The organism is Cyclobacterium plantarum, from assembly GCF_011290685.1.
GTDB classification, from domain to species: Bacteria; Bacteroidota; Bacteroidia; order Cytophagales; family Cyclobacteriaceae; genus Cyclobacterium; species Cyclobacterium plantarum.
The window spans coordinates 120788-140127 of record NZ_JAANYN010000005.1 but is presented as its reverse complement, the minus strand read 5'-3'; the positions used below and the strand labels follow the sequence as shown (position 1 = coordinate 140127).

Annotated in this window: 14 protein-coding genes and 4 tRNA genes; 5 read left to right on the top strand and 13 right to left on the bottom strand. The window is 42.9% G+C overall.

From position 1 onward, the window contains the following. Nucleotides 1–36 precede the first annotated feature (36 nt). The 13 genes from rpoB to G9Q97_RS12825 form a co-directional block, all read right to left on the bottom strand. Entirely contained in the window at nucleotides 37–3912 is a 3876-nt protein-coding gene (gene rpoB, locus G9Q97_RS12885) for a DNA-directed RNA polymerase subunit beta (RefSeq protein WP_166147471.1), read from the bottom strand. A 157-nt stretch (nucleotides 3913–4069) separates the two neighbouring features. Next, nucleotides 4070–4450 (bottom strand): 50S ribosomal protein L7/L12, encoded by a 381-nt coding sequence (rplL, locus tag G9Q97_RS12880; RefSeq protein ID WP_162341762.1) that lies wholly within the window; start codon nucleotides 4448–4450, stop codon nucleotides 4070–4072. A 48-nt stretch (nucleotides 4451–4498) separates the two neighbouring features. Continuing rightward, entirely contained in the window at nucleotides 4499–5041 is a 543-nt protein-coding gene (gene rplJ / locus G9Q97_RS12875) for a 50S ribosomal protein L10 (protein ID WP_166147469.1), read from the bottom strand. Nucleotides 5042–5043: 2 nt separating this feature from the next. Continuing rightward, nucleotides 5044–5742 (bottom strand): 50S ribosomal protein L1, encoded by a 699-nt coding sequence (rplA, locus tag G9Q97_RS12870; protein ID WP_166147467.1) that lies wholly within the window; start codon nucleotides 5740–5742, stop codon nucleotides 5044–5046. Between the two features lie 10 nt (nucleotides 5743–5752). Next, nucleotides 5753–6196: a 50S ribosomal protein L11 gene (gene rplK, locus G9Q97_RS12865; RefSeq protein WP_166147465.1), complete on the bottom strand. Its 444-nt coding sequence runs from the start codon at nucleotides 6194–6196 to the stop codon at nucleotides 5753–5755. A gap of 3 nt (nucleotides 6197–6199) precedes the next feature. Then, nucleotides 6200–6757 carry a transcription termination/antitermination protein NusG gene (gene nusG, locus G9Q97_RS12860; protein WP_166147463.1) on the bottom strand — a complete coding sequence of 186 codons (558 nt, stop codon included), beginning with the start codon at nucleotides 6755–6757 and terminating at the stop codon, nucleotides 6200–6202. A gap of 18 nt (nucleotides 6758–6775) precedes the next feature. Continuing rightward, a complete protein-coding gene (gene secE, locus G9Q97_RS12855) occupies nucleotides 6776–6964 on the bottom strand; it encodes a preprotein translocase subunit SecE (protein WP_163380346.1) in 189 nt (62 codons plus the stop codon). A gap of 118 nt (nucleotides 6965–7082) precedes the next feature. Continuing rightward, a tRNA-Trp gene (locus G9Q97_RS12850) sits at nucleotides 7083–7153 on the bottom strand. A gap of 114 nt (nucleotides 7154–7267) precedes the next feature. Continuing rightward, nucleotides 7268–8455, bottom strand: coding sequence for an elongation factor Tu (tuf, locus tag G9Q97_RS12845; RefSeq protein WP_166147462.1), 1188 nt, complete (start codon nucleotides 8453–8455; stop codon nucleotides 7268–7270). A gap of 59 nt (nucleotides 8456–8514) precedes the next feature. Further along, a tRNA-Thr gene (locus tag G9Q97_RS12840) sits at nucleotides 8515–8586 on the bottom strand. Between the two features lie 35 nt (nucleotides 8587–8621). Beyond that, nucleotides 8622–8694, bottom strand: a tRNA-Gly gene (locus G9Q97_RS12835). Between the two features lie 154 nt (nucleotides 8695–8848). Then, nucleotides 8849–8931: transfer RNA gene (locus G9Q97_RS12830), tRNA-Tyr, on the bottom strand. Between the two features lie 148 nt (nucleotides 8932–9079). Continuing rightward, nucleotides 9080–11638, bottom strand: a complete 2559-nt coding sequence (locus G9Q97_RS12825; protein WP_246255651.1) for a M1 family metallopeptidase — start codon at nucleotides 11636–11638, stop codon at nucleotides 9080–9082. Between the two features lie 178 nt (nucleotides 11639–11816). Here G9Q97_RS12825 and G9Q97_RS12820 point away from each other — a divergent pair, with 178 nt between their 5' ends. From G9Q97_RS12820 to G9Q97_RS12800, 5 genes are all read left to right on the top strand, one after another. Further along, nucleotides 11817–12308 (top strand): acetyl-CoA carboxylase biotin carboxyl carrier protein subunit, encoded by a 492-nt coding sequence (locus G9Q97_RS12820; protein WP_166147458.1) that lies wholly within the window; start codon nucleotides 11817–11819, stop codon nucleotides 12306–12308. A gap of 115 nt (nucleotides 12309–12423) precedes the next feature. Then, nucleotides 12424–13137, top strand: coding sequence for a UMP kinase (pyrH, locus tag G9Q97_RS12815; RefSeq protein WP_166147456.1), 714 nt, complete (start codon nucleotides 12424–12426; stop codon nucleotides 13135–13137). 6 nt (nucleotides 13138–13143) lie between these two features. Continuing rightward, nucleotides 13144–13704 (top strand): ribosome recycling factor, encoded by a 561-nt coding sequence (frr, locus tag G9Q97_RS12810; protein ID WP_166147455.1) that lies wholly within the window; start codon nucleotides 13144–13146, stop codon nucleotides 13702–13704. Between the two features lie 573 nt (nucleotides 13705–14277). After that, nucleotides 14278–17454, top strand: a complete 3177-nt coding sequence (locus G9Q97_RS12805; RefSeq protein WP_166147453.1) for a SusC/RagA family TonB-linked outer membrane protein — start codon at nucleotides 14278–14280, stop codon at nucleotides 17452–17454. Between the two features lie 21 nt (nucleotides 17455–17475). After that, nucleotides 17476–19335: a RagB/SusD family nutrient uptake outer membrane protein gene (locus G9Q97_RS12800; RefSeq protein ID WP_166148073.1), complete on the top strand. Its 1860-nt coding sequence runs from the start codon at nucleotides 17476–17478 to the stop codon at nucleotides 19333–19335. Nucleotides 19336–19340: the final 5 nt, after the last annotated feature.

The window sequence follows — 19340 nt, the reverse complement described above, 5'->3', positions numbered from 1 at the left end:
TATTTGAAGGCCCCAAAAGGCCTAATGGTTTCTAAGTTAGTCAAGCGTAATTTCCAAGGCAAGTCCCCTGAGCTCATGTACCAAAACGTTAAACGATTCTGGTATGTTTGCTTTGGGAAGGTTTTCGCCTTTGACAATGGATTCATAGGCTTTGGCCCGGCCGATAACATCATCAGATTTTACCGTAAGGATTTCCCTCAAGACATGAGATGCTCCGAAGGCCTCCAATGCCCAAACTTCCATTTCTCCAAAGCGCTGACCACCAAACTGTGCTTTACCACCCAAAGGTTGCTGGGTGATCAATGAGTAAGGTCCGATAGACCTGGCATGCATCTTATCATCTACCAGATGGCCCAGTTTCAGCATGTAGGAAATACCTACAGTCACCGGTTGATCAAACTTTTTCCCGGTCAACCCATCAAACAGATAAGTCCGGCCAAAGGAAGGAAGTCCGGCCTTGGTCAATTCCGCCGCTACTTCATCCGTACTTGCTCCGTCAAATATAGGCGTGGCATAAGTCTTGCCTAGCTCTCTGCCCGCCCAGGCAAGTACCGTTTCGAATATTTGCCCGATGTTCATCCTGGATGGTACACCAAGAGGGTTCAACACGATATCCATAGGGGATCCGTCTTCCAGGAAAGGCATGTCTTCTTCCCTTACGATTCGGGCAACTATACCTTTGTTACCATGCCTACCGGCCATTTTATCCCCAACTTTAAGTTTGCGCTTTTTGGCAACATAAACTTTAGCCAGTTGTACTATACCTGCAGGCAATTCATCACCTACTTCAAGCGTGAATTTATCCCGCTTAAAGATCCCGGAAATTTCGTTCCTGGTATTGGTATAGTTTTTAACCAGTTTTTGAACCAGCAAATTGGCATGTTCATCATCCGTCCAATCATCCAAAATGATATCGGATATCAGGTTTACTTCTTCCGCTACATTGTAATTGCTTTCGTCCCTGTAGGGATTTTTTGCTGGGAAAAGATTGTTTTCAATGTTCTGAGCATTGAATTTCATTCCCTTACTGATGATTTCATCACCAAACTTGTGTCTAACCCCGTTAGAAACTTTTCCCTCAAGAATCTGAACAAGCTTTCGAATCATTTTTGCCCTTACACCAAGCAGGTCTTTACTGTATTTCTGCTTTAGTTGCTCTACCTCGGCCTTGGCCTTGGCACGGAGATCCTTGTCCTTCTTGGGTCTGGAGAACAATTTGGTTTCTATTACCACCCCATTCAATGAAGGAGAAGCTTTCAGAGAGGCATCTTTTACATCTCCAGCCTTGTCTCCAAATATGGCACGCAGCAATTTCTCCTCCGGAGTTGGGTCAGTTTCACCTTTTGGGGTGATTTTTCCGATGATAATGTCTCCCTCTTTCAGTTCCGAGCCCACCCGGATGATTCCATTTTCATCCAGATTTTTAACGGCATCCTCGGAAACATTCGGGATTTCTGAAGTAAGTTCCTCTTCACCACGTTTGGTATCTCTGACCTCCAACTGGAATTCTTCGATGTGAATAGAAGTAAAGACATCTTCTCTCACAACCCTTTCGGATATCACAATGGCATCCTCAAAGTTATATCCCTGCCAGGGCATATAGGCAACCAAAAGGTTCTTACCAAGGGCCAATTCACCCTTATTGGTAGAATAACCTTCCACCAGTACCTGCCCTTTTTTAACCTTTTGTCCTTTCAGAACAATGGGGGTCAGGTTAATGGTAGTATCCTGGTTGGTCCTCCTGAATTTAATCAGGTCATATGATTTATATTCATCGCTAAAATTAACCAGCAATTCATCACTGGATAGTTCATATTTGATGACAATTTTTTCGGCATCCACATAATCAATGACACCGTCCGCTTCAGCCAAAATCAAGGATCTTGAATCAATAGCTGCTTTTCCTTCCAGACCAGTACCCACAATAGGTGCTTCGGCCTTCAGCAGGGGAACAGCCTGACGCTGCATGTTGGATCCCATCAGGGCCCTGTTCGCATCATCATGTTCCAGGAAGGGAATTAATGAGGCTGCAACGGATACAATTTGATTTGGAGCTACGTCCATATAGGAGATTTCCTTGGGTTCTAATACCGGGAAATCACCCTCAAACCGGGCCTTAACCTTATCATTAATAAAACTACCCTTATCATCCAGAGGTGCATTGGCCTGTGCGATGTTGTTATCATCTTCTTCTTCTGCAGTCAGGAAAACAATGTCCTCCACATTCATGCTCACTTTACCGGCACTTACTTTTCTGTAAGGTGTCTCCAGAAAACCCATGCTGTTGACTTTCGCATGTACACATAAAGAGGAAATCAATCCAATATTCGGGCCTTCAGGGGTTTCTATGGTACATAACCTACCGTAATGGGTGTAGTGTACATCCCGAACCTCGAAACCGGCTCTTTCTCTGGAAAGACCACCAGGCCCCAGAGCAGAAAGTCTCCTTTTATGGGTCAACTCTGCCAGTGGATTGGTTTGATCCATAAACTGGCTCAGCTGGTTGGTCCCAAAGAAGGAATTGATTACTGATGACAAAGTTCTGGCATTGATCAGGTCTACGGGTTTGAAATCCTCATTGTCCCTGACGTTCATCCTTTCGCGGATTGTCCTGGCCATTCTCGCCAGACCAACACCAAACTGACTGTAAAGTTGTTCGCCTACAGTTCTCACCCTTCTGTTGCTCAGGTGGTCAATATCATCCACTACCGCCTTCGAATTGATCAAGCCGATCAGGTATTTCACGATAGAAATAATATCTTCTGTAGTCAGAACTATTTTGTCAGCATCGATATTCAATCCTAACTTCTTATTGATCCTGTATCTGCCGACTTCTCCAAGGTCATAGCGCTTGTCAGAAAAGAACAAGCCATGTATAACCTCCCTTGCTGTAGCTTCATCAGGAGCTTCGGTATTCCTTAATTGCCTGTAAATTACTTCTACGGCTTCTTTTTCAGAATTGGAGTTATCTTTTTGAAGGGTATTGTAAATAATGGAGTAATCGGCAATATTTACGTCCTCCCTGTGCAGGATTACGCTTTTGGTGCCTGACTCCAATATGAGATCAATATCCTCATCTGTCAGGATACTGTCCCTTTCCAATAAAACCTCGTTTCTGTCTATGGATACCACCTCACCGGTATCCTCGTCCACAAAATCTTCCACCCAGGTTCTCAAAACCCTGGCTGCCAGTTTTCTGCCAATAATTTTTTTCAGGGTTGATTTATTGGATTCTACCTCTTCAGAAAGACCAAATAAATCAAGGATTTGCTTATCTGAACCATATCCTATCGCCCTTAATAAAGTGGTAACAGGAAATTTTTTCTTCCTGTCGATATAAGCGTACATGACATTGTTGATGTCGGTAGCAAATTCTATCCAGGAACCCTTGAAAGGAATAATCCTTGCCGAATAGAGTTTGGTGCCATTGGTATGCTTGCTTTGGGCAAAGAAGACACCAGGGGAACGGTGAAGCTGAGAAACGATTACCCGCTCAGCACCATTGATCACAAATGATCCTTTTTCTGTCATATAAGGAAGGTTTCCAAGAAACACTTCCTGCTCTATGGTCTCAAAGTCTTCATTGTCCTCATCGGAGCAAAGCAATCTCAATTTTGCTTTAAGCGGAACAGAATAAGTCAGACCACGGTCTATACTTTCTGAGACATTGTACTTAGGGGGATCTACGGTATAGTCGATAAATTCAAGGGTGAAATTTTCCCTGGAGTCACTAATAGGGAAATTTTCTGAGAAAACCTTGAAAAGACCATCCTGCCTTCTTTTCTCTGCAGGGGTATCCAACTGGAAGAAATCTTTAAAAGATTGCAGTTGAATATCTAAGAAATCCGGATAGTCTTTGACTACCTTAATGGATGAGAAACTTTTCCTTTCGGTTTGATTCTGGATAGCCAAGGCAGTATATAATTTAAGTGAAAGTTATTATTAATTTAGGACAATTTACACTTCAAAAAGTGCAATTATTTTCATGTCCATAAACAGGAAAAGACCTGACTGATAAGTCAGGTCTGATGCTGATAAACCAAATCCAATCGGAGTTGGTTATTCAATGTTATTTAAGCTCAACTTCGGCTCCGGCTTCTTCAAGTTGCTTTTTAAGCGCTTCGGCCTCTTCTTTACTTACTCCTTCCTTAACGGCTTTAGGAGCACTGTCAACTACCTCTTTGGCTTCTTTTAGTCCCAAACCTGTCAATTCTTTAACAAGTTTGACAACTGCCAATTTTTGTCCACCTGCAGCTTTTAAGACAACATCAAAAGAAGATTTTTCTTCTTCAGCAGCACCTTCGCCAGCGGCTCCACCTCCAGCTACTACAGTAGCGGCAGCAGCGGCAGGTTCGATACCATATTCATCTTTTAAAATTGCGGCCAACTCATTTACCTCTTTTACAGTCAAGTTAACTAACTGCTCAGCGAATGCTTTAAGATCTGCCATTGTATTACTATTTAAATTGATTGTTATTTACTAATTTGAATGATTTTATTAAGCTTCTTCCCTCTCGGACAAGGTTTTTACCAGGCCGGCAAGAATTGATTTTCCACTTTGAAGTGCGGACACCACATTTTTCGCAGGAGATTGAAGCAAAGAAATAACTTCTCCCACCAATTCTTCCTTGGATTTCAATTCAGACAAGACTTTCAGATTGTCTTCTCCTATAAATTGGTCGCCATCTACAGAAGCTCCTTTAAAAAGCGGACGCTTCTCTTTGCTACCCAATTTTTTTCTGTAATCCAATATCACTTTAGCGGGAAGATTCGCAACTTCCTGTGAAAACAGGATTCCCGAAAAACCTTTTAAAGTACTATCTGCAAAATCAGCGTAATCGGCTTCAAGATTTTCAAGTGCTTTTTTGATCAAGGTATTTTTGTAAACCTTGTATTCAAGCCCTTTATCGAAACACAATTTCCTGAAACCATTTACCTGAGCCACACTAAATCCAGAGGCGTCAGCAATGTAGAAATGCGGAGTAGTCTTCAGTTTATCGGTAAGTTCTTCAATTATGGTTTTTTTATCTTCTCTAGTCATAATTATATACCTTGAATACTACTTTTATCTATCACAATGCCCGGAGACATGGTACTGGATAAATGTATACTTTGGAAATAAGTACCCTTCGCAGCAGACGGTTTCAGTTTAGATATGGTCAGGATTAACTCCCTTGCGTTTTCCTGAATTTTTTCAGCAGTAAAGGAAGCTTTCCCTACACTTGCATGAATAATGCCGAATTTATCTACTTTGAAATCGATTTTACCAGCTTTAACTTCTTTAACTGCTTTCCCTACATCAAGGGTCACAGTACCAGACTTGGGGTTAGGCATCAAGCCTCTGGGTCCAAGGACCCTACCCAGTCTACCTACTTTGGCCATTACATTTGGTGTGGTAATGATGACATCAATGTCAGTCCATCCACCTTCAATCTTTGCAATGTACTCATCCAGTCCAACAAAATCAGCCCCTGCTTCTTTGGCTTCCTCTTCCTTGTCAGGGCTGCAAAGCACCAATACCTTCAATTCCTTTCCTGTACCGTGAGGCAAGGCCACTACTCCCCTGACCATTTGGTCGGCTTTTCGCGGATCCACGCCCAGACGAATATCCAGGTCGATGGAAGAATCAAATTTGGTGTTTGAAATTTCCTTAACTATAGAAGAAGCCTCAGCCAGGGAATAATGTTGGCCAGGGTCGTATTTAGAAAGAGCTTCTTTTTTCTTTTTTGTTAACTTAGCCATTTTTTGCTTGTTATTCCTCCCAAGGAGCTTTTCCTGAAACTGTGATGCCCATGCTTCTGGCAGTACCTGCGACCATTCTCATGGCTGAGGCCATTTCAAAAGCATTTAAATCAGGCATTTTTACCTCTGCAATTTCTTTAACCTGATCCCAGGATACAGCACCAACTTTTTTCCTGTTCGGTTCAGCTGAACCACTCTTTAACTTTGCAGCTTCAAGCAACATGACTGCTGCGGGAGGCGTTTTTACGACAAAATCAAAGGACTTGTCCGAATAAATCGTTACAAGAACAGGAAGAACCTGGCCCATTTTTTCCTGAGTCCTGGCATTAAATTGCTTACAGAACTCCATGATGTTCAACCCTTTTGAACCAAGGGCCGGACCAACCGGAGGAGATGGGTTAGCCTGGCCACCCTTCACCTGTAGTTTCAGATAACCAGAGATTTCTTTAGCCATTTCCTAATCTAGTTTTTCTACTTGTATAAAGTTTAACTCAACAGGAGTGTTCCGACCGAATATCTTAACCATAACATTAAGTTTCTTCTTGTCTTCAAACACTTCCTCAATCACACCCGAGAACCCACTGAAAGGACCGTCCATTACTTTAACGCTCTCTCCAACTATATATGGGGTATCTAGTTTTTCCGCAAACTCATCAATCTCCTCAACCCGACCTAAAATCCTGTTGATTTCCGATTGACGTAATGGCTCAGGGGTTTTGGAAGCCCCCCCTTGGTTTGACCCTAAAAAACCGATTACTCCCGGTATGCTTGTAATCACGTGATTGGCTTCACCATGACTGAGATCTGCATGGATTAAAACGTATCCGGGAAAAAAATTCCTTTCCCTTACCCGCTTTTTACCATTTCGCATCTCGTATACTTTCTCAGAAGGTATCAAGACTTCCGGAATAAATTCCAGGAGATCCTGACGGGCAATTTCATTGTCTAAATAAGTCTTTGCTTTTTTTTCCTGACCTGCCACTACCCTGAGCACGTACCATTTGTGATCTGCCATCCCGTTTTTTAATATTCTTTAGAATAAATCATAAAACCATGTCATGATATTTTCGAAGGTCAAATCGATCAAGCCGATCACCAAAGCGAAAATCAATGAAGCCACCAGTACCAGAACGGCACTGTTCTGAAGAGATGCATACTTAGGCCAGGTGACCTTGTTTTTCATCTCATCAATGGACTCAATTACAAAATTCTTAACATTCATCCTTGTAAAATTGGTTTATCAAGAACAAGCACTCCTCAAGAGCGCTGTTCTTATTCAAAACATGACCGGAGAAGTCTTTGCGCATTTACTTCTCCCATGATTTTTCTTCCTTAATTTGCACGGGCGGAGAGATTCGAACTCCCATCAACGGTTTTGGAGACCGCTATTCTGCCATTGAACTACGCCCGTTTTTTTCCGCCCCTCAAATAAGGAACGCAAAATTAGTGAATTGAGGCCAAAGAAACAAATGCGATCCCGAATAATTTCAGGATCGCATTCCTTAATTTGATACTTAAATCAATTTTAGTCCAGGATTTCAGTAACCTGTCCGGCACCTACTGTTCTACCACCTTCTCTGATGGCAAATCGTAATCCTTTTTCAAGGGCTACCGGGTTAATCAGGCTCACCTCAATGGTGATGTTATCACCTGGCATTACCATTTCTACATTTTCCGGAAGTTTGATCTCTCCGGTAACATCTGTTGTCCTTAAGTAAAACTGAGGACGGTATTTGTTAAAGAACGGAGTATGTCTACCACCCTCTTCTTTTGAAAGTACGTATACCTCTGCTTTAAAATGAGCGTGAGGAGTAACTGAACCAGGCTTACAGATAATCATACCTCTTTTGATCTGGCTCTTTTCAATACCTCTCAGCAACAAACCAACGTTGTCACCTGCTTCTCCTCTGTCCAATATCTTACGGAACATCTCTACTCCAGTAACAGTAGACTTCAAGCCTTCTGCTCCCATTCCGATGATGTCAACAGCTTCACCTGAATTGACTACACCTCGTTCAATCCTTCCGGTAGCTACTGTTCCCCTACCAGTAATAGAGAATACATCCTCTACCGGCATTAGGAAGTCTTTGTCAATTGCTCTTTCAGGAAGCGGAATATGGTCATCAACGGCTTTCATCAATTCCATCACAGTGTCTTCCCATTTGGCTTCACCGTTAAGTGCGCCAAGAGCCGAGCCTGCAATTACAGGAATGTTGTCTCCATCAAATTCATAAAAAGAAAGTAATTCTCTTACTTCCATTTCCACCAACTCAAGTAATTCGGGGTCGTCCACCAAATCTACTTTGTTCATGAATACTACCAAAGCCGGTACACCTACCTGACGCGCAAGAAGAATGTGCTCTCTGGTTTGTGGCATTGGACCATCAGTGGCCGCAACTACAAGAATTGCACCGTCCATCTGAGCAGCACCAGTAACCATGTTTTTTACGTAGTCAGCGTGACCTGGACAGTCAACGTGGGCATAGTGCCTTGACTCCGTTTGATACTCTACGTGTGAGGTATTGATCGTGATACCTCTTTCCTTTTCTTCCGGTGCGTTGTCAATGGAAGCAAAGTCTCTTAATTCAGAAAGACCCTTTCTGGCCAGTACAGTGGTAATGGCAGCAGTCAAAGTAGTCTTACCATGATCGACGTGACCAATCGTACCTATGTTTACGTGCGGTTTGGAACGGTCAAAGGTTGCTTTTGCCATGCGTGAAAATCCTCTGTTTAGTTAAAGATTAAATTTCAGTAAATATTTGAAATGTTCAGAGCCAACGACGGGATTTGAACCCGTGACCTCTTCCTTACCAAGGAAGCACTCTACCCCTGAGCTACGTCGGCTTTTTACATTCAGTTTATGCCCTATAAAAGCATAGAGCGGGAGACGAGGCTCGAACCCGCGACCTGCAGCTTGGAAGGCTGCCGCTCTACCAACTGAGCTACTCCCGCTTGTTTATTCTTTCGAAAACTGGTAAAAACCAATTTTCAAATTCATTATTTTATTTCAAGAATCCAAAATTAGCCGGATATTATAAGAAAACAATATAAATAGTACCGGAATATTCAGATTATTATTAAGCAATTAAAATAATCCGTGATTCAGTGGGGGAAACAGGATTCGAACCTGTGAAGACATAAGTCAACGGATTTACAGTCCGTCCCAGTTGGCCGCTTTGGTATTCCCCCAAATATTACAGCAATGTCTGACGTTTTAATTTCTTTGCTGTCTTAACGGATGGCAAAATTATACCCTTTTACCAAACATTCAAAATATTATAAAAAAAATTCTGCTGTTTTTTCAAAAATCAAAATTATGCCATTCATGCTCAGTATTTTACTCCTCCTCAAGATAGGGCTCCAGGTAGTATTTCTGGTACTGCCTAACCATTTCATCTTTTTCAGATAACAGCAGCGCTTTGGCCAAATCCAACACGCCCTCATCATCAATAAAACCAAAAAGAGATTGAAATGCCGCTAACCTGACATAAGGAAGCGCATGTTCCCCTCCTAATTTACCTAGATTGGAGATGGCTTTTTCTACAGGCACCGATTCCACACTGGCAAAGTAATCTCCGTAATAACCAATGAAATAATACAAGGACTCACCCTCTAAAACAGCTAATTTTTCATGCATCCAGTCCATATGTTCAGATTGCCCGGATTGGGTAAGGTAATCTGCCAGTGGAGCGAGAATACGAATGTTTTCTTCCGATTCCAGCCGTTCGAATACTGCTTTCTTTTTGGGTAAATTGCCTTCCATATCCATGAATATCATGAGGGCGCTACCAGACACCTGATAGGAAGGATCGTTGATCAAACGGTATATCAGTTGTTCATATTTACCCGGGTTTATTCCTGCCAATACCTCGATGGCAGCTGCCTTAACGGTATTACTGGAATCAAACTCTGCCATTTGAAGTACTTTAGACTCGATTTGATAAAGCTCCGACTGCCCGGTGGTTATTCCCGCCAACCGTTGCAGGGCCAGCTCCCTGACCACCCAAAAAGGATCATCCAGGGCCTCCCCGATCATTTCCTCCACGCCTTCCGGCAGTTTAACTGTACTGGTAAGGCTGTCCAATGCCTCAACTCTTGCCAGGCCGGAATGTGCATAATGGAACTGCTTTTCCAAAAACTCAGGCCCCCTTAGTGTCTTCTTTTCCGCCAGAATTGTATGGTATTCATCAAACAGGGCAAGCTCCGTACCCGGCCCGTTATTCAATACAAACTCCTGATAGGCCTGATCCAGTACAAATTTCTTTTCTATTGCCTGCCCCTGCTTATAAATATGTACCGAAAAAGGAATTTTGAAAAGTGGCGTGTCCGCCAGATCCTGTAGCTGTTTGATTTTAAGAATGATATTGTCTGGATCTGAATAGTCCCAATCAATGGATAATTCAGGGTGCCCGGAAGAAAGAAACCATTGGTTAAAAAACCAGTTCAAATCCATTCCCGAGACCTTTTCCATAGCCAGCCGGAGGTGATGAATTTCAACCGCCTGGGATGCATTGTCTAGTAGATATCGTTTTAGCCCTTGAAAAAAAGCCCTGTCACCAAGAAAATTTCTCAACATATGAAGCACTCTTCCTCCTTTGGCATAGGTATGGCTGTCAAACATTTCGTCGCTGTGAGAGTAATAATACCTGATCAGATCTTCCTGTTTCTCCTCTGCCTCATCCAGGTATTCTTCCATGGCATTAAAATGATGCATGTCTGCCTGATCCCTGCCTTCTTTGTATTCAAACCACAGGTATTCCGAATAGTCGGCAAATGCTTCATTCAAGGTTAAATTGGCCCAGGATTCAGTGGTCACGTAATTTCCAAACCATTGATGAAACAGTTCATGAGCGATGATATAGTCCCATTCACTATCCAGGGCTTCGCGTTCATTAAGATTCAGGGCTTCCATGAATATGGACAGGGTGGTGTTTTCCATGGCTCCGGAAACAAAGTCCCTGACCACTACCTGATCGTATTTTTGCCAGGGAAAAGGGACTTGCAGCAAATCGGAAAAAAAGGTCACCATTTCCGGTGTATGTTCAAATACCTTCCTGGCACCAGCTTCATATTTGGGTTCCACGAAATACCGAAGTGGGATTCCTGAATCGCTTTCACCTTCTATGGAAGCAAATTCCCCCACCACAATTGCTGATAAATAGGGTGCATGCGCTTGATTCATTTTCCAATGATCAGTCCTTGTTCCATCTTTATGGGATTTACTCTCCACAAGCAGACCATTACTGATGCTGATGTATTTGTCTGGAACCCGGAGGTAAAAATCATGGGTTTGCCGCTCATTAGGGCTATCAATGGTGGGGTACCATTTAGAAGTGTACTCCGTTTCACCCTGGGTCCAGATCTGAACAGGTTTGCCTGACTCGCTGGAGTCCGGATTGATAAAATACAATCCTTTGGTATCTGAAATGGCTGCAGTTCCAATATCATTGCCCCTTTCCGGAAAAGCAGTGTAAGCAATATGCAGCGCAAGCGTATCTTCCGCTCCTGTTTTATGAGGAAGATCAATTTCAATTTGTTTGTTATTATAAGAATAGCTCAGATCCTGCCTGTTGCCTTGCCCCATCAGGTAAACTTCATGAATGTCAAATTCTTTCGCATCTAATACCAGAATCTCCTTTTCATAAAAATAGGGTTTAAGACTTAATTCAGCTTCCCCATTGACTGTTTTGAGATCATAATCAAATGATAAAAAGAGTTTGGTATGCAGCAAGTCGAAATTTCGGGTGTTGCTCCCTTTATAATTTTTGATTTTGCTTTCTTTTTGCCTGATCCGGAGCATTCTTTCATTCTCCTTTTCCAAATTGGCCTTATCTGCCGGTGAGCTTGTCTCCGCTTTGCTTTCAACTGCAACTTTGGCCGTTGGTTTACATGACATTGAAACCATAAAAATTAACAGCAAACCTATGAAAGCTTGATTTCCCTTGTAACGCATGGATATAATTTATTTTCGGTAAACAAAAAAAGTAAATAACTGCAATATTTATTACCTTGACCGGGCAAGAATTCTCATAATATTGCTTTCAAGTCATTGGTAAGCGCTTAAAATTAAGAAAATGACCCTAATAAAACTAAACGATCAATCTTTTACTATTAACAGGGTGGGTGAACACTACCAGATTGGAGAAAAAAAAATAAGGGCAATCGTGCATCAAAAAGGGGAAAATGAGTTTTTGATCGCATATAATCACCGCATGCATCACTTAATTCTTGTAGAAAAATCTAGTCAGGACGAATATCATTTATCCCTTAATGGATTACCCTGTAAAGCTTCCCTGAAAAATGCGAAAGCCCTATTACTTGAAAAATTGGGCATGCAGGAAAATACAGCATTAAAAATTTCCTCGGTTAATGCTCCAATGCCGGGAATGGTGCTGGAAATAAAAGTAAAAGCAGGGGACCGGGTAGAAAAAAACGATGTTCTGATGGTTTTAGAAGCTATGAAAATGGAAAATACCATAAAATCCCCTGCCTCTGGAACCATAAATTCCATAGATGTCAAAGAGGGGGAAGGGGTAGAAAAAAACCAGGTATTGCTTCAATTTTAAGCGCAAGATTTAGTATTCTTAAAACAAGGATTTATATTTGTCGGGCTTTTAATTCCAATATTGTCCGGTTTTATCTTTATATGCCTGTTTAAACATCAACCGAAAAGAACTCTAAATGAAATACAAACGAATTCTCCTTAAACTTAGCGGGGAAGCCTTAATGGGTGAGAACAGCTATGGTATTGACTCAAAAAAACTGCAGGAATATGCCACCGAAATCAAAAATGTGCATGATTTGGGAGTTGAAATAGCCATAGTAATTGGAGGTGGAAATATTTTCAGGGGTGTACAGGCTGGAAACGTAGGAATAGACCGCGTCCAGGGAGATTATATGGGCATGCTCGCTACCTTGATCAACGCGATGGCGCTGCAAAGTTCACTGGAACAAAATGGCATGTTTACCCGGCTTATGTCTGGCATCAAAGTTGAAAGTGTATGTGAACCTTTTATACGCAGAAGGGCGATCAGGCATTTAGAGAAAGGTAGAATCGTGATTTTTGGAGCTGGAATTGGGAATCCTTACTTTACTACTGACTCCACAGCCAGTCTCAGGGCTATAGAAATTGAGGCAGAAGTGGTCTTGAAAGGCACCCGGGTAGACGGGGTTTACACCGCAGATCCTGAGAAAGACAAAAGTGCTACCCGCTATACCAGCATCACATTCCAGGAAGTCTACGAAAAAAACCTGAACGTCATGGACATGACTGCCTTTACCCTTTGCCAGGAAAACAACCTTCCGATTATCGTATTCGACATGAACAAAACCGATAATCTGTTAGATTTGGTACAAGGCAATGAAATAGGCACATTGATTACGTCAAAACAATAAAATCCCATGGAAGAGATCCAATTGTATTTAGAGGAAGCAAAATCATTAATGGAAAAGGCCGTACAGCATACTACGGCAGAACTGGTGAAGATAAGGGCGGGCAAAGCCATGCCAAATTTTTTGGATGGTGTCATGGTGACCTACTATGGCAACCCTACACCGATCCAACAGGTAGCCTCAATAACCACTCCCGATGCAAGAACCCTTGCCATTAAACCCTGGGAAAAAAACATGATCCCGGAAATAGAAAAAGCCATCATCAATTCCGATCTGGGTTTAAATCCACAGAATAACGGAGAAATGGTGATGCTCACTATTCCGCCATTAACTGAAGAGCGAAGGAAAAACCTGGTCAAGCAGGTCAAAAATGAATGCGAAAATGGAAAGATCAGCATTAGAACGGTCAGAAAAGACACCAATGATGCGTTAAAGAAGCTTCAAAAAGAAGGGGCTTCGGAGGATGAAGTTAAAAGAGCAGAAGACACCGTGCAAAAGTATACGGACAGCTATTCAGGTAAAATCGACGGATTATTTGATAAGAAAGAAGCTGAAATCATGAAAGTCTGAAAAGAGGATTTGAAAAGAAAGCACCTTTTAAAAAAACAAAGAACAGACAGCCAAAAGCTGACTATTCTTTTCTGTATTAAACCTTACTTTCCAAAAGTAAGTAATTCTCTTGAAAAATAATATGCTTATTTTTTAAATTGACCTTATTATAACTCATCGTGATGGCAATTAGTGTTACCGCGACACTTCGGGAATATTGGGTTTTGTGCTCCCGAAAAAATTGTATATCTTTTTATTAATGCTCCTGGTCTTAGGGTGCATGACTTTCTTGTAATTGAAATAATTCAACACGATTTGAGGTGATATTTCGGGAACGATGAATTTTTTTATAAAATACCCAAGAATTCTTGACTTAAGTATCTGTTAAAGAACCCTCTCCTTAATTGCCGATTATTCAGCTTTAATGCTTTAATTTTGTGATTTTATTGGTAAAGGATTCATTTTTTAATAAAAGGATTCCACACAGTTTTAACACTTTTTAAGACCCTATTGCATATGATAAAAAATACCTTCAAATTTAAAGTGTTATTTTAACAATAACATAAATGAGTATTAACCTAATTCACAAAAAGAATGCAAAACTATTTACCCAAAACAAAATTGTTTTTGTTGGGATTGGCCTTGCTTTTGGCAAGCAGCCTGACATTACATGCGCAGTCCAGGGATGTGACGGGAACAGTCATTTCCGCTGAGGACGATTTGCCACTACCGGGTGTTTCCGTATTGGTAAAGGGCACCACACGTGGTGCCGTTACCGATATTGACGGTAACTACCGGATTACCCTTCAATCAGGTGATGAGACTTTGGTCTATTCCTTTGTGGGCTTTGTCAAGCAGGAAGTTGTGGTAGGCAACCAAAGTAATATTGACATTATTTTAGCTCCAGACATGCAGGCCCTGAGTGAGGTAGTGGTTGTAGGTTATGGTGAACAGAAAAAGGAAACCATTACCGGCTCCGTAGCTACTGTAAAAGGAGGAGACCTGGTTAAATCTCCTGCCATGAACCTGACCAATTCCATTGCCGGAAGGATGTCTGGTGTCATCGCTGTTAACAGAAGCGGTGAGCCTGGTTATGATGGTGCAGGCATTCGAATCCGGGGCTCAAACACCCTGGGTAACAATGATGCACTCATTGTAATTGATGGTATCCCTGCAAGGGCTGGTGGTATTGACCGGCTTAACCCGAATGATATAGAAACCATCTCTGTACTAAAGGATGCATCTGCTGCCATTTATGGAGCAAGGGCCGCCAATGGAGTAATCCTTGTGACCACCAAAAGAGGTAAAGAAGGAAAACCCGAATTGACCTACCAGTTCAATCAGGGATTTGCGCAACCTACCGTTATTCCGGAATTGGCGGATGCCGCTCAGTATGGAGAAATGCTGAATGACCTCAGTGTGTACGAACTTCCCGTTGGGGAGTGGAGAGCCGCTACGGATGCTTATCGGGCTACAGGCACCTATACCACTCCTGACGGCCAGGAAAGAACGGCGCCTTTCAGCCCTGAAGCCCTGGCTCTACACAGAGCCGGTACGGATCCCTGGAATTACCCCAATACAGATTGGTATGGAGAAACCCTGAAGACCTGGTCGCCTCAGGTAAGGCATAACCTTCAGCTGAATGGTGGATCAGAGAATGTACAATATATGGCTTCTTTGGGTTACCAAAACCAGGATGCTTATTATAAAAACTCCGCTACAGGTTTCAAGCAGTATGATATGCGGATCAACCTGGATGCAAAAATCAATGAATATGTAGACCTGCAGTTGGGCGTGTTGGCCCGTCAGGAGTACCGCTTTTTCCCAACCAGAGGTGCAGGAGCCATCTTCAGGATGCAAATGAGGGGTAAGCCTCATGAGCCTGCATTCTGGCCTGATGGAAGACCTGGACCAGACATTGAGAACGGGGAAAACCCTGTAGTCATTACTACCAATGCTACCGGCTATGACAGGGACACCAGAAATTATTTCCAAACCAATGGTGCCTTAAATGTTAAAATACCCGGAGTAGAAGGTTTGAAATTTCAAGGAACTGCAGCAGTCGATAACCTGAGCAGGTTCATGAAAAGGTGGGAAACCCCCTGGACTCTTTACCAAAGAGGCAGTGGTTTTGAAGCAGACGGGGTCACTCCTGTCCTGGTACCCAGCTTAAGAGGACCTGCCGAGCCTAGGCTGAGGCAAGAAAACATCAACCAGTTAAACATCCTTTTGGGTGGTGTATTTACCTATGAAAAGCAATTCGGTGAGCATCAGTTTACCGCGTTGGCCGGGGTGAACCAGGAAACAGTAGAAGGGGATGATTTCTTTGCTTACAGAAGGTTCTTTATCTCTCCTGCGATCGACCAGATGTTTGCCGGTGGTGATGCCGAAAAAGACAATGGCGGTGGAGCTTTTGAGAGAGCCCGTCTAAACTATTTCGGTAGGGTGGCTTATAACTTCCAGGAAAAGTATCTTTTCGAATTTCTGTGGAGATATGATGGGTCTTATATTTTCCCCGAGGCCACAAGATTTGGTTTCTTTCCTGGTGTAATGGCAGGATGGGTAGTTTCTGAGGAGGATTTCTGGAAAAACAACATACCTGCTTTGGATTTCTTCAAAATAAGGGGATCCTGGGGACAAATGGGTAATGACCAGATTTTCTATGATGATGAACTTCAGGAATACCAGTTCCTATCTACTTATGGGTTCAGAAGCCATATACTTGAAGGTACAGAAGCCAAAACACTGTTTGAAACCCGGGTACCCAATACAGGAATTACCTGGGAGGTGGCCAACAATACCAATATTGGTATAGAAGGTCAATTGCTGCAGGGACAGGTATTTTTCGAACTGGATTATTTCTATAACCTCAGGACCAACATTCTTTGGAGAAAAAACGCCTCTGTTCCCCAGTCCAGTGGCCTGGCCGACCTGCTTCCGGCTGAAAATATTGGGGAAGTAGAAAACAAAGGATTTGATTTTAATATTGGCTACAGGGGGCAAAAGGGAGACCTTTCCTACAGCATCAGTGCCAATGGTGGCTATGCCAAAAACAAAATACTTTTCTGGGATGAGCCTCCGGGAGCACCAGACTGGCAATTGGCTACCGGCAAGCCTATGAATACCCCGGATCCTGTATACCTTTACGATGGTGTTTTCCCTAACCAGGCGGCCATCGATGCAGAGGAATTGGATTACACCGACATTACTAACCAGCTGCGTCCTGGTGATATGAGATTCAAGGACTATGACGGTGATGGTGCCATCACACCTTTGGATAGGGTACGATTGGACAGAAACAACATCCCCAGGTTTCAAGGAGGCGTGAATATGAATGCCACCTTCAGAAATTGGGACATGTCTGTATTGTTCCAGGGTGCTGCCGGCGCCATTGCTTTGGTGAGTTTGGGTGAATCCGGAAACATTGGTAACTACCTGTTGGAATTCTATGAAAACCGATGGACTATCGATAATGAAAGCACTGAGTATCCAAGAATTGCAAACAGGAGTGATCAGTATTATTCCGGAGGAAATGATTTCTGGTACAGGAGTTCTGATTACATCCGTCTGAAAAACCTGGAGATAGGTTATACTGTTCCTCAGCAGTTTGGAGAAAGATTTGGCATCAGCAACCTGAGGTTCTATGCCAATGGGCTAAACCTTCTCACCTGGGACAAGTTAAAAGTGTATGACCCGGAATCTGACAATGCCACCGGACAATATTATCCGCAGGCGAGAGTCATCAATGCTGGTTTGTCCGTAACATTCTAAATCCAAAAAACATTGAATATGATGAAAAATATAAAATATCTAGGGTTGGGCCTGGCGATCTCTTTGTTACATTTTTCCTGTAATGATGAGTTTTTGAATACCCAACCTCTTGGAGAAGTATCTGAATCTGCCGTTTGGGCAGATGCAGGACTTGCAGAAGCTTTTGTCACAGACCTGTATACCGGTTTGGGACAGGGAGGGTTCAGCGAGCAGGCTTTGGCCTCTTTGACTGACGAAGCCATCTTTACCCATCCGGGTAGAAATATTACCACAGTAACTGAGGCAAGGTCTAACCCACAAAACCCGGGATGGCTGGATGGCACACGGAACTGGCCGAATATGTACAATAGCCTTAGGGCTACCAATATTGCCATCAGCAACCTGAGTGATCCTCAATTCCCCAATGATGGCGGCATTGTAGACAGGTTATTGGGCGAAGCCTTGTTCATGAGAGCCTATTTTCACCACCAGTTACTGAGAAACTTTGGCGGTGTGCCTTTGGCCGACCGGGTATTTGAACTGGGAGAAGAAACCTACGCGCTTCCCAGAAATTCCTTTGAAGAGGTGGTAGATTTTATCATTGAAGATTTGGACCGTTCTGCCCAATTGCTGGAAGGCCTTAGCCTTACCCGTGGTCGGGCCAATGAAATCGCTGCTCTGGCTTTAAAATCAAGGGTGTTGATCTATGCGGCATCCGATCTCCACGATATGCCTACTGCATCAGCAAATTCCGATGTAATCTCAGGTTATCAAAACAAAGAATTGATCGGATATACTTCAGGAAGCCAGGCTGACCGCTATCAGCGGGCAGAAGCAGCTGCCAAAGCTGTATTGGACAAAACAGGCGGCAACATGCTTGATCTTACCGAGCCATTGCCTCAAGAAGAAGCTGTTCAAACTTATATCAACAATTCCCTTTCCAGAAATGGTGGGGAAAATGAAATGATCTTTGGCAGGTATTTCCTTTCTCAAAAGCCTGAAACAGGTGGCCGTCACGGACTACACAATGGTCCTAACGGATACAACAACTGGGCTGGTAATACCCCGGTTCAATTATTGATCGATGACTACCAAATGATGGATGGGTCGGATTTTGACTGGGACAATGAAGATCATGCCAGCGCGCCATATGAGGGCCGGGAGCCCAGATTCTATGCGACTTTCCTCTTTGAAGGTGCGCAATGGAAACCCCGCTCTTCAGCAAATCAGGCAAGAGATCCAAGAGGACAAATCCAGACCGGAACTTATGAAGTCGTGAATGCACAAGGACAAAAAGTTACCCATTTTGGACTGGATACCAGAAACAGCCCTATTGAAGACTGGAACGGTAGTTATACAGGTTATTATCTGCGTAAATTCATTGAGCCAGATCCTGGTTTTGTAGACCAGAACACCTGGCAGGAAATTCCCTGGCCACATTTACGTTATACAGAGGTTGTTTTCAACTATGTAGAAGCCAATATTGCCTTGGGAGATTATGAGGAGGCCAGAAATTGGCTGAACAAAATCAGGTTCAGGGCAGGTTTGCCGGCCGTTACCGCATCAGGAGAAGAGTTGTGGAACATCTTCATCAATGAAAAACGTAAGGAGATGGTTCACGAAGAGCAAAGGTATTACGATGCCAGAAGATGGATGATTGCTCCTGAAACTTTGGGCAGGCAGCCAAATGGCATCAGTATAGTAGGCACTTTAAAACCAGGTGAGGAGGTTCAGATTTACCGCTACGATCCAGACCTTTATGATTATTCCTACGAGGTGATAGAAATCGACCCTGGTAAGGAAAACAGACTCTGGCTGGACAAAATGTATTGGATGCCAATCAGTTTCGATGAAACACAGCGAAACGAAAACCTCATTCAGAATCCTGGATATACTGATTGATAAGA

What these genes read in the sequence shown, in the direction of transcription:
- rplL (WP_162341762.1), bottom strand. Translation starts at nt 4,450, where the DNA reads ATGGCAGATCTTAAAGCATTCGCTGAGCAGTTAGTTAACTTGACTGTA.
- rplJ (WP_166147469.1), bottom strand. Translation starts at nt 5,041, where the DNA reads ATGACTAGAGAAGATAAAAAAACCATAATTGAAGAACTTACCGATAAA.
- rplA (WP_166147467.1), bottom strand. Translation starts at nt 5,742, where the DNA reads ATGGCTAAGTTAACAAAAAAGAAAAAAGAAGCTCTTTCTAAATACGAC.
- rplK (WP_166147465.1), bottom strand. Translation starts at nt 6,196, where the DNA reads ATGGCTAAAGAAATCTCTGGTTATCTGAAACTACAGGTGAAGGGTGGC.
- nusG (WP_166147463.1), bottom strand. Translation starts at nt 6,757, where the DNA reads ATGGCAGATCACAAATGGTACGTGCTCAGGGTAGTGGCAGGTCAGGAA.
- secE (WP_163380346.1), bottom strand. Translation starts at nt 6,964, where the DNA reads ATGAATGTTAAGAATTTTGTAATTGAGTCCATTGATGAGATGAAAAAC.
- tuf (WP_166147462.1), bottom strand. Translation starts at nt 8,455, where the DNA reads ATGGCAAAAGCAACCTTTGACCGTTCCAAACCGCACGTAAACATAGGT.
- G9Q97_RS12825 (WP_246255651.1), bottom strand. Translation starts at nt 11,638, where the DNA reads ATGTCATGTAAACCAACGGCCAAAGTTGCAGTTGAAAGCAAAGCGGAG.
- G9Q97_RS12820 (WP_166147458.1), top strand. Translation starts at nt 11,817, where the DNA reads ATGACCCTAATAAAACTAAACGATCAATCTTTTACTATTAACAGGGTG.
- pyrH (WP_166147456.1), top strand. Translation starts at nt 12,424, where the DNA reads ATGAAATACAAACGAATTCTCCTTAAACTTAGCGGGGAAGCCTTAATG.
- frr (WP_166147455.1), top strand. Translation starts at nt 13,144, where the DNA reads ATGGAAGAGATCCAATTGTATTTAGAGGAAGCAAAATCATTAATGGAA.
- G9Q97_RS12805 (WP_166147453.1), top strand. Translation starts at nt 14,278, where the DNA reads ATGCAAAACTATTTACCCAAAACAAAATTGTTTTTGTTGGGATTGGCC.
- G9Q97_RS12800 (WP_166148073.1), top strand. Translation starts at nt 17,476, where the DNA reads ATGAAAAATATAAAATATCTAGGGTTGGGCCTGGCGATCTCTTTGTTA.